Origin of the sequence: Streptomyces sp. NPDC059443 (assembly GCF_042750105.1) — a bacterium.
Classification (GTDB): domain Bacteria; phylum Actinomycetota; class Actinomycetes; order Streptomycetales; family Streptomycetaceae; genus Streptomyces.
This window is the reverse complement of record NZ_JBHYVM010000006.1, coordinates 115,622-128,479: the sequence shown is the minus strand read 5'-3', so window position 1 is coordinate 128,479 and position 12,858 is coordinate 115,622. Positions and strand designations below refer to the sequence as shown.

At 69.4% G+C, this 12,858-nt stretch carries 12 protein-coding genes; 4 read left to right on the top strand and 8 right to left on the bottom strand.

Translation table 11 applies throughout. The features are described 5' to 3' along the window. Positions 1-134: 134 nt before the first annotated feature. From ACFXDJ_RS08040 to ACFXDJ_RS08025, 4 genes are all read right to left on the bottom strand, one after another. Positions 135-725 (bottom strand): malonic semialdehyde reductase, encoded by a 591-nt coding sequence (locus tag ACFXDJ_RS08040; RefSeq protein WP_384653629.1) that lies wholly within the window; start codon positions 723-725, stop codon positions 135-137. A 98-nt stretch (positions 726-823) separates the two neighbouring features. Continuing rightward, the gene (locus ACFXDJ_RS08035) at positions 824-1,081 is read right to left on the bottom strand and encodes an exodeoxyribonuclease VII small subunit (protein ID WP_384653631.1); all 258 of its coding nucleotides are present in this window, start codon (positions 1,079-1,081) and stop codon (positions 824-826) included. Between the two features lie 80 nt (positions 1,082-1,161). Beyond that, the gene (xseA, locus tag ACFXDJ_RS08030; RefSeq protein ID WP_384653633.1) at positions 1,162-2,382 is read right to left on the bottom strand and encodes an exodeoxyribonuclease VII large subunit; all 1,221 of its coding nucleotides are present in this window, start codon (positions 2,380-2,382) and stop codon (positions 1,162-1,164) included. Positions 2,383-2,391: 9 nt separating this feature from the next. Then, positions 2,392-3,810: an APC family permease gene (locus ACFXDJ_RS08025; protein ID WP_384653635.1), complete on the bottom strand. Its 1,419-nt coding sequence runs from the start codon at positions 3,808-3,810 to the stop codon at positions 2,392-2,394. Positions 3,811-3,896: 86 nt separating this feature from the next. On the opposite strand from ACFXDJ_RS08025, the gene ACFXDJ_RS08020 reads away from it, so the two are divergent. Both ACFXDJ_RS08020 and ppgK read left to right on the top strand, forming a co-directional pair. Then, positions 3,897-4,901, top strand: a complete 1,005-nt coding sequence (locus tag ACFXDJ_RS08020; protein WP_384653637.1) for a 4-hydroxy-3-methylbut-2-enyl diphosphate reductase — start codon at positions 3,897-3,899, stop codon at positions 4,899-4,901. Positions 4,902-4,996: 95 nt separating this feature from the next. Continuing rightward, the gene (gene ppgK / locus ACFXDJ_RS08015) at positions 4,997-5,746 is read left to right on the top strand and encodes a polyphosphate--glucose phosphotransferase (RefSeq protein ID WP_384653639.1); all 750 of its coding nucleotides are present in this window, start codon (positions 4,997-4,999) and stop codon (positions 5,744-5,746) included. Between the two features lie 8 nt (positions 5,747-5,754). Here ppgK and ACFXDJ_RS08010 read toward each other — a convergent pair whose 3' ends face one another. After that, positions 5,755-6,237, bottom strand: coding sequence for a DUF6542 domain-containing protein (locus ACFXDJ_RS08010; RefSeq protein ID WP_384848387.1), 483 nt, complete (start codon positions 6,235-6,237; stop codon positions 5,755-5,757). A 134-nt stretch (positions 6,238-6,371) separates the two neighbouring features. Here ACFXDJ_RS08010 and ychF point away from each other — a divergent pair, with 134 nt between their 5' ends. Then, complete coding sequence (gene ychF, locus ACFXDJ_RS08005; protein ID WP_384653643.1) at positions 6,372-7,460, top strand: redox-regulated ATPase YchF; 1,089 nt, start codon at positions 6,372-6,374, stop codon at positions 7,458-7,460. Positions 7,461-7,593: 133 nt separating this feature from the next. On the opposite strand, the gene ACFXDJ_RS08000 is transcribed toward ychF, so the two are convergent. From ACFXDJ_RS08000 to ACFXDJ_RS07990, 3 genes are all read right to left on the bottom strand, one after another. Further along, positions 7,594-7,857 carry a type II toxin-antitoxin system RelE/ParE family toxin gene (locus ACFXDJ_RS08000; RefSeq protein WP_384653645.1) on the bottom strand — a complete coding sequence of 88 codons (264 nt, stop codon included), beginning with the start codon at positions 7,855-7,857 and terminating at the stop codon, positions 7,594-7,596. Then, positions 7,850-8,119, bottom strand: a complete 270-nt coding sequence (locus ACFXDJ_RS07995) for a type II toxin-antitoxin system Phd/YefM family antitoxin (protein ID WP_019434848.1) — start codon at positions 8,117-8,119, stop codon at positions 7,850-7,852. The genes ACFXDJ_RS08000 and ACFXDJ_RS07995 overlap by 8 nt, the downstream gene beginning before the upstream one ends. A gap of 415 nt (positions 8,120-8,534) precedes the next feature. Further along, entirely contained in the window at positions 8,535-8,723 is a 189-nt protein-coding gene (locus ACFXDJ_RS07990) for a hypothetical protein (RefSeq protein ID WP_384653647.1), read from the bottom strand. Positions 8,724-8,973: 250 nt separating this feature from the next. Between ACFXDJ_RS07990 and ACFXDJ_RS07985 the strand changes: the two genes are divergently transcribed. Beyond that, entirely contained in the window at positions 8,974-12,486 is a 3,513-nt protein-coding gene (locus ACFXDJ_RS07985; RefSeq protein WP_384848384.1) for a Z1 domain-containing protein, read from the top strand. The last annotated feature ends 372 nt before the right edge of the window (positions 12,487-12,858 follow it).

Here is a 12,858-nt window from a genome sequence, read left to right as displayed (position 1 = left end):
GTCCCCCCACCCCGCCCCTTCCCGAAACCGGGGGCAAGCCCCCGGCCCCCCCGCCCCGGGCCCCGACCGGGCCCCGCCCCCCCCGCCCCCGGCTCGCCGCGTGTCTCCCCCCCTTCTTCGTCAGGGGCTCGGACTCAGACGGTCGTGACGACCTGGTCGAACTCCAGGCGCGGGGAGCGCGGGAACCAGGCGTCCTCGCCCGGCTTGCCGATGTTGACGACCATCAGCGGGGTGTGGTCGCCGTCCAGGAACTCCTTGCCCAGGCCGGCGAAGTCCAGACCGGTCATCGGGCCGGCGGCGAGGCCGGCGGCGCGGATGCCCAGGATGAAGTAGGCGGCCTGCAGCGAGGCGTTGACCAGCGCGGACTGCTCGCGGACCGGACGCTCGGCGAAGAACATGTCCTTGGCCTGCGGGAAGTGGGGGAGCAGCTGCGGGAGCTCCTCGTGGAACTCGTTGTCCGCGGACAGGATCGCGACCAGCGGGGCGGCGAGGGTCTTGGCCTGGTTGCCCTCGGCCATGTGCTTCACCAGGCGCTCGCGGGCCTCGGGGGAGCGGACCAGGGTGATGCGCAGCGGGGTCTGGTTGAAGGCGGTCGGGCCGAACTTCACCAGGTCGTAGATGGCCTGGATCTGCTCCTCGGTCACCGGCTCGTCGGAGAACGTGTTGGCGGTGCGCGCCTCACGGAAGAGGAGGTCCTGAGCGGCGGCGTCGAGAACGAGAGACATCGGAAAGCCTTCTTCTGTACGGAAATGCGAAGCGATGTCCCGAGACTACGACGCAGGTAGATGAAAGTTCAACTAAATCCGGGTGGAGGTGAGCGACCTCACTCCCGGTCCCCGCCGTCCCCGCCGTCCCCGCCGTTCCCGTCGGGCCCCGCCGAGTCCCGCGCCGCCAGCGCCGAGTCCAGCCGGGCGCGGGCGCCCTCCAGCCAGTGGCGGCACACCTTCGCGAGCTCCTCGCCGCGCTCCCAGAGCGCGAGGGAGTCCTCCAGGGAGGTCCCGCCGGCCTCCAGCTTGCGGACGACCTCGATCAGTTCGTCCCGGGCCTGCTCGTACCCCAGCGCCGTTTCGGACTCTGTCATTCCCGTTTCCGCCTTAAATGTGTGTTGCAACGATTTTCTGAGGCCTTAAGCCCCTGCGCCCTGTGCCCCGTGCCCTCTCCTCAGGCGGGACCGGGGGCCGTGACCTCCACCGAGAAGGTCCCCTCCGCCACCCGCGCCCGCAGCACGTCGCCCGCCGCCACGTCCTCCGGCGAACGCACCACGTGCCCGTCCGCCCGCTGGAGCACCGCGTACCCGCGCTCCAGCGTGGCCGCCGGAGACAGCGCCACCACCCGGGCCAGCGTGTGCGACAGCTCCGAGTCCGCCCGGTCCAGCAAGTGCCCCAGGGTCCGCCTCGTGCGCGCCAGCAGCGCGTCCAGCTCGGCCTCCCGGGTCTCCACCATCCGCTGGGGGTGGACGAAGACCGGCCGCGCGAGCGCGTGTGCGAGCCCCCGCTCCTCCCGGTCGAGCAGCCCGCGCACGGCGCGCAGCCCCCGGCCCTGCAGCTGGCGCACCCGCTCCAGCTCCTCGCCGACGTCCGGGACCACCTTCTTCGCCGCGTCCGTGGGCGTGGACGCCCGCAGGTCCGCGACCAGGTCCAGCAGCGGGGAGTCCGGCTCGTGTCCGATCGCCGAGACCACGGGCGTACGGGCCGCCGCGACGGTCCGTACGACCTCCTCGTCGGAGAACGGCAGCAGGTCCTCCACGCTGCCGCCGCCGCGCGCCACGATGATCACGTCCACCTCGGGCATGGCGTCCAGCTCCCTGACCGCCTGGATCACCTGGGGTACCGCGTGCACCCCCTGGACGGCCACGTTGCGGACCTCGAAGCGGACCGCCGGCCACCTGCGCCGCGCGTTCTCCAGGACGTCGCGCTCGGCCGCCGAGGCCCGCCCCACCACCAGCCCGATCAGCTGGGGCAGGAACGGCAGCGGCTTCTTGCGGTCCAGCGCGAAGAGCCCCTCCGAGGCGAGCGAGCGTTTGAGCCGCTCCAGCCGGGCGAGCAGCTCGCCGATGCCGACGGGCCGTATCTCCGTGGCCCGCAGGGACAGCTGCCCGCGCGGGGCGTACCACTCGGGCTTGGCGAGCACGACGACGCGCGCGCCCTCCGTCACGGAGTCCGCGACCTCGTCGAAGACCTGGCGGAAGCAGGTCACGCTGAGGGAGATGTCGTGCGAGGGATCGCGCAGCGTCAGGAAGACCACCCCCGCTCCCGGCCTCCGCGAGAGCTGCGTGATCTGCCCTTCCACCCACACCTGGCCGAGCTTGTCGATCCAGCCCCCGATGAGCCGGGACACCTGACCGACCGGCAGCGGCGCGTCAGCCGACGTATTCAGACCCATGCACGCAGGTTATGCGGTCTCACCGACACCGGGGCCGGGCCCGGAGCTCCGATCCCGCGCGCGTCGCCCGCGCTGGGCCACCAGGACCCCCAGGCCCACCGCCAGCCACACCGCCCCCACCACCTGCGCCGTCCACGAGGCCTCGACGATCACCGCGATGGTCACGGCGGCGCCGAGCACCGGCATCACCAGGTGCCTGATCCAGTCCGGGGCGCCCTCGCGCCGCTTGACGACGAACCAGCCGACCACCGAGGCGTGCAGCAGCGTGAACGCCACCAGAGCGCCCACGTCGACCACCGAGACCAGGTGGTCCAGCCCGTCGTCGCGCCGGGCCGCCCACACCGCCGCGATCAGCGTCACCGTGGCCGCCACCAGCAGGGCCGGGCGCGGGGTGCCGCGGGAGGTGTGGGAGAGGAAGCGCGGCAGCCGCCGGTCGCGGGCCATCGCGAAGAGCAGCCGGCCGGCCGCCGCCTGCCCGGCCAGCGCCGCGAAGGCCGCCCCGATCGCCTTGCTGACGGCGACCAGGTCGTGCAGCCATTCGCCCACCGAGGCCTCGACCGTGTTGTAGAAGGCCGGCCCCTGAAGCGCCGGGTCGGCCGCCAGCTCCGCCGAGGAGACCGGCGTCAGCAGGGCCGCCAGATAGGTCTGGGCGATGAACAGCACCCCGGTCAGAGCCAGGCAGAACAGCACGGCCCGCGCCACCTTCGCACTGCCCCCGGTCACCTCCTCGGCGAAGGAGGCGATGGCGTCGAAGCCCAGGTACGACAGGACCGCGACGGAGACCGCGCCGAGCACGGCGGCCGCCGAGAAGCCCAGCGAGCCGTCGCCGGTGAGAGGGGAGAGCCAGCCGCGCTGCGCCCCGTCCCGGACCAAGGAGATCACCGCCGAGACCAGGAACACCAGGAGGACCAGGATCTCCATGGCCAGCACGGCGAAGCCCACGCGCGCCGCCGCCCGTACGCCCCACAGGTTGAGCAGGGTGGTCACGACCACCGCCAGGGCCGTCCACACCCACCGGGAGACCTCCGGGACCAGGGCGTGCATGGCGATCCCGGAGAAGAGGTACGCGACCGCCGGGATCAGCAGGTAGTCGAGCATCGCCATCCAGCCGGCGATCAGGCCGGGGCCCTCGCCGAGGCCCTTGCGGGCGTACGTGAAGACGGAGCCGGCCTGCGGGGCCACGCGCACCATCTGGGCGTACGAGAAGGCGGTGAAGGCCATCGCGACCGTCGCGGCGAGGTAGACGAGGGCGACGGCGCCGTGCGATTTGGCGTCGAGGGTCCCGAAGACGCCGACCGGGGCCATGGGGGCGATGAAGAGCAGCCCGTAGACGACCAGGTCCCGGAAGCCGAGACTGCGGCGCAGGGAGGTGTCCGGTGTGCCGGCGGGTGGGACGGGCGCCGTACTGGAATCCGTCGCGGACGCCATCGTTCCTCCGGGGGATAGCCGGTACTGACATTCGACCCAGTTTGTGCCGAACGGGGGATCTCCGGCCTCCTGGAGACCCCCGTACGATGGAGCGTATGACTGCTCCCGCCCCTGCTCCCGCATCCCGCCGCGTCCTGCTCGCCGCCCCCCGCGGCTACTGCGCGGGCGTGGACCGAGCCGTGATCGCCGTCGAGAAAGCCCTTGAGCAGTACGGTGCGCCGGTCTACGTCCGGCACGAGATCGTGCACAACAAGTACGTCGTGCAGACCCTGGAGAGGAAGGGCGCCATCTTCGTCGAGCGGACGGAGGAGGTGCCCGAGGGCTCCATCGTGATGTTCTCCGCACACGGCGTGGCCCCCGTCGTGCACGAGGAGGCGGCGCGCGGCAAGCTCGCGACGATCGACGCGACCTGCCCGCTGGTCACCAAGGTGCACAAGGAAGCCATCCGGTACGCGAACGAGGACTTCGACATCCTCCTCATCGGCCACGAGGGCCACGAGGAGGTCATCGGCACCTCCGGCGAGGCCCCGGACCACATCACCATCGTGGACGGCCCGCACGACGTGGAGAAGGTGACCGTCCGCGACGAGTCGAAGGTCGTCTGGCTGTCGCAGACCACCCTGTCGGTCGACGAGACGATGGAGACGGTCGACGCGCTGAAGACCAAGTTCCCGCTGCTCGTCTCGCCGCCCAGCGACGACATCTGCTACGCCACCTCCAACCGCCAGGAGGCGGTCAAGGTGATGGGCAAGGACTGCGACCTGGTCATCGTCGTCGGCTCCAAGAACTCCTCGAACTCGATCCGGCTGGTCGAGGTCGCCCTCGACGCGGGCGCGAAGGCCTCGTACCTGGTCGACTTCGCGAGCGAGATCGACGAGGCCTGGCTGGAGGGCGTCACCACGGTGGGCCTGACCTCGGGCGCCTCGGTGCCGGAGGTGCTGGTCGAAGAGGTGCTGGAGTGGCTCGCCGAGCGCGGGTACGCGGACGTGGAGATCGTCAAGACGGCCGAGGAGTCGATCGTCTTCTCGCTGCCGAAGGAGCTGCGCCGGGACCTGCGCGCGGAGGCGGCGGAGCTGGTCTCCGAGAAGTAGGCCGTCTCCGAGAAGTAGGCCGTCTCCGAGAAGTAGACCGGTTCGAGCCCATCGCGGGCAGAGCGCTCCGGCGGGTCATTTCGTACGGTGTGTGCATGCAGATCTTCGGTGTGGACATCGGCGGTTCCGGGATCAAGGGCGCTCCCGTGGACCTGGACCGCGGCGATCTGGCGCAGGAGCGCCACAAGGTACTGACACCACAGCCGGCCACTCCCGACGGGGTGGCCGGCTGCGTCGTCGAGGTGGTGCGCCACTTCGGCTGGGACGGCCCGGTTGGGGTCACCTTCCCCGGGGTCGTCACGGGCGGGGTCACCCGTTCGGCGGCCAACCTGGACAAGGCCTGGATCGGCGTGGACACGGCGGCGATGCTCTCCTCGCGCCTGGAGGGCCGCCCGGTCACGGTCCTGAACGACGCGGACGCGGCGGGGATCGCGGAGATGGCCTACGGGGCGGGGCGCGGGGTCGGCGGCACCGTCATCCTGCTCACGCTGGGCACCGGGATCGGCAGCGCGCTGTTCACGGACGGGCGGCTGGTGGCCAACACCGAGCTGGGTCACCTGGAGCTGAAGGGCCACGACGCGGAGACGCGGGCCTCGGTGAAGGCGAAGGAGGACGGGGACCTCACGTGGGAGCGCTGGGCGCACCGGGTGGGGAAGTACCTGGCCCACGTGGAGATGCTGTTCTCCCCGGACCTGTTCATCATCGGCGGGGGAGTGAGCCGCAAGCCGGAGAAGTTCCTGCCGCTGATCGAGGGCGTCCGCGCGAAGATCGTCCCGGCCGAGCTCCAGAACAACGCGGGCATCGTGGGCGCGGCGATGGCGGCGCGGCAGGCCTCATCCGTCTAGAACGAGTCTCAGGCGACGCGGCGGGGCACGCTCCTGCGCCGCCCGATCAGTACGGCCTTGCGCACGACCACGATCAGGGCGGCGATGAGCGTCCCGGCGTACAGCCAGCCGGCGTGCAGGGACAGCGCGGACACCAGCCCCATGATCTCCCCGGCGAAGCCGCCGGAGCCGCCGGACACGGGCCACACCCCGATGGCGAAGGCGATCGGGGCGGTGATCGGCGCGGTGATCAGGTCGGCGGGGCGCACCCACAGGGCGGTGGCGGCCGCCACGGGCAGGAAGAGCAGCCCGTAGACGAACAGCGAGGCGCCGAACAGCAGCCAGTCGATGCCGCCGACCACGAACATCGCGGCGCACGCGAACAGCCCGCCGCCGATCCCGGTCAGCCGCGGGCGCGGCAGCCTCCGTACCGCCCCCCGCCCGGGGGTTGCGGGGGTCGCGGGGGCCCGCTCCGCCGGGTGACGTACCGTACGCGCCTTGTATCGCTCCACCCCCCAAAACTAGGCGGGGGGCCGCCGATCGCGTGCCCGGACACGCGTACATCCGTGCCCCCTCATCGGAAAGTAAACTGTCCGATGGCCCACTACCGGGCCGCCGCCCCCTCCAGCTACGGGAAGTCGCCAACGTGTCGCTCACGATCGGAATCGTCGGCCTGCCGAATGTCGGCAAGTCGACCCTGTTCAACGCCCTGACCAAGAACGACGTGCTGGCGGCCAACTACCCGTTCGCCACGATCGAGCCGAACGTCGGCGTCGTCGGCGTCCCGGACGCGCGCCTCCAGGTACTGGCCGGCATCTTCGGCTCGCAGAAGATCCTCCCGGCGACGGTCGACTTCGTCGACATCGCGGGCATCGTGCGCGGTGCGTCGGAGGGCGAGGGCCTCGGCAACAAGTTCCTCGCGAACATCCGCGAGTCGGACGCGATCTGCCAGGTCATCCGCGCCTTCGCCGACGAGAACGTCGTCCACGTCGACGGCAAGGTCTCGCCGAAGGACGACATCGAGACGATCAACACCGAGCTCATCCTCGCGGACCTCCAGTCCATCGAGAAGGCGATCCCGCGCCTGACGAAGGAGTCCCGCCTCCAGAAGGAGAAGGTCGCGGTCCTCGCGGCCGTCGAGAAGGCCCAGAAGATCCTGGAGGAGGGCACGACCCTCTTCTCGGTCGGCATCACCAAGGGCACGGAGCAGGGCGACCTCCTCCACGAGCTCCACCTCCTCACGGTCAAGCCGTTCCTCTACGTCTTCAACGTGGACGAGGACGAGCTGACGGACGACGCCTTCAAGGCGGAGCAGAGCGCGCTCGTCGCCCCGGCCGAGGCGATCTTCCTGAACGCCAAGCTGGAGGCGGAGCTCATCGAGCTCGAAGACGACGAGGCCCTCGAACTCCTCCAGTCCGTCGGCCAGGAAGAGCCCGGCATGGCCACCCTCGGCCGCGTCGGCTTCGCCACCCTGGGCCTGCAGACCTACCTGACGGCCGGCCCGAAGGAAACCCGCGCCTGGACCATCAAGAAGGGCGCCACCGCCCCCGAAGCCGCCGGCGTGATCCACACCGACTTCCAGCGCGGCTTCATCAAGGCCGAGGTCATCTCCTTCGCCGACCTGGTCGAATGCGGCTCGGTCAACGAAGCCCGCGCCAAGGGCAAGGCCCGCATGGAAGGCAAGGACTACGTCATGCAGGACGGCGACGTGGTGGAGTTCCGCTTCAACGTCTAGTCGTGTGCATGCTGCACGTTAGGCGTTGAGCCAAACGTGCAAGTCAGAAGGGGTCGGGCTCTGTCGAGTCCGCCCCCTTCGTCGTCGCCGTGCTGGATGGGTGCTGGATATTCGGACGTGTGGTCAGCGGCAATCAGGTGTCGTAAATGGTGGACCGGTGGCCCACGTGAACGACCCAGATCACCAGTTCCCCGTTGTCGATCGTGTAGACGACGCGGTAGTCGCCGACCCGCAGTCGGCGGCGGGCTGGCTGGGACACGAGTGCGGTGGTGTTCAGGCCGAGCGGATCGCTTTCCAGCTCGGTCAGTTTGGCCAGGATGCGCAGCGCCATGTCGCGAGGGATCTTCCGAAGTTCGGCCTGCGCCTCGGGGCGGAAGACGGTTCGGTACTCACTCACCGCGCGCCAGCGTCTCCCTCATGATGTCCTCGATGGGGATGCCGGGTGCGGGGTTTGCCATGCGCTCGTCGATGATCCGATTGATTTCGCGCTCTTCCCACTCCTGGTACTTGCGCAGCACCTCGATGGAGACGACTGCGGCGACTTCCTTGCCGCGGCGCGTGATCACCGTGGGTACGTCGTCGCGGTCCGCGCGCTCCACGACCTCCGCCAGGTGGGCGCGCACGTCGCGGATGGACTCTATGGGCAGCGGCTGCGTCATGCGCTCAAGCGTACCGAGTGTCCCATGTGTACACAACGCGTGGCCGCGGCGGATGGGCGGATGGGCGGACGGACGGGACTCGCCGCAGTCGCGCGTGCTGGATGCGGTGGATAGACCTGCACCATGCTGGATCGGTGCTGGATGAGGGCCCCGGGAGCCGCGTTTGCGCAGGTCGGAGCCCTGTTCTGAACGTTCCGCTTCAACGGTTAGGCGTAATTCACCAGTAGCCTCCGCCGGAGTGGCAGACCTCAAAGGCCAGGAGCAGGTCGCCGATGTGCTCGTGGCCGAGTAGTCGATCACGTGGCAGGCGAAGCGTTCGGTGTGCGGCCACCCCGGCCGCAGGACGCGACGCCGACGTGCGGGTTCCGGCTTCAGTCAGTGCCGACGATCGGCACGAAAGGAACCGTCTCGTGCTTCACCGGTTCATCCCCCACCAGATGAGCCACGCCATGAGTGTGGAACCCAGCGCCGAAGCCGCGCCGCGGAGCATGTGCCTGATGAGAGCGGACCAGGCGCGGCGGGCGAGCCGACGCAGCCGTCGGATGCGGGCCGCCCACTTCGGGGTCGTATTCAGGTCCTTCTTGATCGCCTTGCGCTTGTGCATCTTCGTCGTCCTGGTGGTGAGGTCGGGCAGTTCCGGTGACGACGTTCCGGTACTCGAAGGATGTTGCGCACGGGGCAACTGTTGCCGATCCGGCCGCAACGGCCGGGGTGTTGCAGGATTCCGCGCAACAGCCCCAGTTGTCAGAGGCGGCAGGTAGGAATGTGTGGTGCTGTCAGACAACCGGGCGGCCGGCACATTCGACGAGCCCCGCGCCGATCTGTCCGCCGCCGAACGCGACCTCGTAGAGGCCATGCGCGCGGCGTTCGCCACGCGGGGCCTCTCGTTCAGGGCCGCAGACCACGAGCTGCCGTGGGACTTCACGACGGTCAGCAGGTACCTCGGCTGCAAGAGCTTTCCGCCTGCGCAGTTCGTCGAAGCAATCATCAAATTTGCCGGACACAAGCTCTCCGCGGACGAGGCCGAACACCTGCGGCGCCTCCATGCCGCCGCCGCGCAGGGGCGCAAGGACCCACAGCGCCAGATGAGGACGCTGAGTGCGCAGGTCCGCCGCACGGTCGAACAGGCCAAGGATGCAGACCGCAGAAGGGCGGAAGCAGAGGCCAACCTGGCCGTGGCCCACGCGGAGCTCCGTCGGCTGCGCACGCAACTGCACATCTCCACGGGGTCGCTGGAGGACTGTGGCGACGCCTTCCTGACCGAGCTGGACCGCTACGCGGCACATCGCGCATCCGGTGCCCACGACATGCCGGTCCGCGTGCGCCCCGCCGTTCTCGCCTCCTGGCGCACCTTCTTGGTGGGTACGGACTCCACACCCACCATGGCGCGTACGAATTCGCTGCCTGGTACACGGGATCGCCGGGTCGCGACCTATGACCTGCTGGAACTCGAACAGCGCCGCCGCGATGTGTTGGATGTCCTCGTCCCGCTGGGCGGTCCGGATGCCGGTTCGCTGGGTGAGACAACGATCGAGCTGCACGACCTGGCCTTCGGCACCATGCTCGGTTCCGGTCCTCGGCCGTTCGCCCGAGCGCTCGGGTACGTGTCAGCCGACCTGCTGGCCCGGCCCGACACCTCACAGCACGTGCTGCGTGGCCAGCTGGCCGCCGGCGAGGCCGCGGGTCCGTTGGTCGACTCCTGGCGACGGAACATCAATCGGTGGGACCACGAGACGGGCCAGCAGTGGACGGACAGCCCGCCCCGCAGCGCCGAGCGACGGATCGCGTTGTACGAAGCGCTTGCCCTGGAGCCCGGTACCCGCCGGATCCTGACCGAGTTGATCCCGATCTCCTTCGCCACGGGCCCCGTCGTCATCGGCGAACCGAACCGGCCATGGGCCACTCCGGCGCACCTCGCCAACGGCTGGTACTGGCCTGCCTACGAACGGTGCCTGAGGGAACTCAAGGGCTGGTCGGCCGAGGCCGTGACCGGTATCGACGAGGCCGCCGACCGAGTGGTCGAGCGGCTTGCCGACCCCACGGACGCGGCCGCCTACCAGACCAAGGGCCTGGTGATGGGGTATGTCCAGTCCGGAAAGACCGCGAACTTCACTGGTGTGATCGCCAAGGCTGTGGACCGCGGCTACCGGCTGGTGATCGTACTCAGCGGCACCCTCAACCTGCTGCGCTCCCAGACGCAACGGCGTCTCGACATGGAGCTGGTGGGCAAGGAGAACATTCTGCGCGGCGCTCCTGAGGAGTACTCCGACTACGCCGACGACCCGGCGTGGCAGCAGGGCGGATTCCTCTCGCACGGCGAACTCCCGTCACGCCTCGGCGCGTTCGACGTCATCCGCCTCACCACCCGGAACGACGACTACCAGGCGCTGCGCCAGGGCATCACCGCGCTCGAATTCGAGAAGGCCGACCCCACCCTGCCGTTCCACCACCCCAGCAACCTGCACCGTAGCGCGGCGCGGCTCATGGTGGTGAAGAAGAACCGGTCGGTACTGACCCGGGTCGTTAGCGACCTGCGGCGGCTGGGGCGACAGCTCGAAGAGATTCCCGTCCTCATCGTGGACGACGAGTCGGACCACGGATCGGTGAACACGGCACACTTCGGAAGCGGACGGGAGGTCGCCGACCGCACGGCGATCAACGGCCTCATCTCCGAACTGCTGGGGCTGCTCCCGCGCGCCCAGTACGTTGCCTACACCGCCACCCCGTTCGCGAATGTCCTGATCAACCCGACCGATCAGGAGGACCTGTTTCCCAAGGACTTCGTGATCGCCCTGCCCCGCCCCGTCGGATACATGGGGGCGCGCGAGTTCCACGACTTCGACTCCCCCGTTCCAGTGCACAAGCGGACGGCCGCCGACTCGCGGGAGCTCGCACACGTCCGGCCCATGGAGGAGACCGGGGAAGACGGCGACGTGTATCTGCGCCAGGCACTGGACGCCTTCCTCCTGTCGGCGGCAGTCAAGCTCTACCGTGAGGCGCGCGACCCGAGCGGTATCGGCTACCGCCACCACACGATGCTCGTCCACGAGTCCGTACGGAGGGCCGACCACCGCGAGAGCGCCCACAGGATCGCCCGCCTCTGGCGCGCGGATCAGCAGGAGGCGGATCGCGGGCTCGGACGGCTGCATGCTCTGTTCGAGTCCGACTTCGCTCGCGTCTCGGCCCACCACCACGACGGGTTCGTGAGGCCTGCGGACTTTGGTGACCTTGTGCCGTACCTCCACGTTGCGCGCAGCCGCATCGAAGCGGGAGGGGGTCCCGTCGTCGTGGTCAACGGTGACCGGGACATCGAGAGCGGGACCGTGGACTTCGACCGCAGTCCGGTGTGGAAGATCCTTGTGGGAGGCGCCAAGCTCTCCCGTGGCTTCACAGTCGAAGGTCTGACCGTCACCTACTACCGGCGCAGCACCAACCAAGCCGACTCGCTCATGCAGATGGGCCGTTGGTTCGGGTTCCGCCATGGCTACAGGGACCTGGTGCGGCTGTACATCGGGCGTGGCACGGGAGGCGACAAGGGCATCGACCTGTACGAGGCGTTCGAGGCCGCCTGCCGCGACGAAGATGCCTTCCGGGCGCAGCTCGCCGATTACGCGAAGCCGGTGGACGGCGGCCCGGCGATCACGCCGTCGCAGATCAGGCCGCTGGTGGCCCAGTACCTCCCAGAGCTGAAGCCCACGAGCGCGAGCAAAATGATGAATGCCCGGCTCGTGGAGATCCGCTCGCCCGGTAGGTGGATCGAGCCGAGCGCACTTCCTGTCGGTGGCGCCGCAATCAGACGGAACGCGGAACGGTGGCGGCCGGTGCTGTCGGCTCTGGGCGGACCGTTGGAGCAGCTCTCGACGCCTGCCCATGACGGGACGAGGGCCGCCTCGTTCTCGGCACTCACCGCGATCGTTACGCACGCACAGCTGCTCGACGTACTGGGCGGTCTGGAGTGGGACCATCCGAAGGTCTTCGCTCCGCACCTCGCTTATCTGCGGAGTCTCGGCACTGGCCCGGCGCCCCTGGGCGGATGGCTGATCGTGGCACCGCAGCTCGCCTCGGAGAACTCGCTGAAGGTAGCCCTCCCCGGGACACCTGAGATCTCACTGTTCCGGCGTACTCGTCGGCGCCCGGGCGCCTTCGGCGCGATCAGCGATCCCGGCCACCGCCGGGTGGCGCGGGAGCTACTGAATGACGGCGAGCGCGGGCTGGCGTTGCTCTATCCCGTCATCGAACCGGAACAGGCGCTCCGGCAGCCGGTGGACACCGCCCGCGTCTCCATCGGCTTCGCGCTGTTGACTCCCAACAGGAAGGACAGCGACGGATCCGAGCCGGCCATCCGGTTCCGGGCCGGAGGCGTATGACGTGGAGCGAGGCAGTACTCCCGCCATACCTCAAGGAAGGGCGAGGTTCGGCTCCTGCAATGGCGGAATCTGACCCCCGCCCGATCCAGCCGCGGGGCGCTCAGTCCGCAGCCGGTCCGCAGGACACCCGTAAGCAGCCGTCGGGACCCAACGCAGGCCAACGAGGAAATCCCAGGTCAGAGCCATGGACGAGGCTCCGCCGCAGGTCAGGATCGGGCTTCAGGCATTCCGCTTCAACGTCTAGTCACTTCATCAAAAGCACGGGCAGAAGGGGGGTGGGGCGGCAATAAGAGTTGGCCCGCACAGGGAGTAAATAGAGACCACCACCAGCAAAAAGCAAGGGGGGGGGGCGGAGGTGATAGCTGGTGTGTG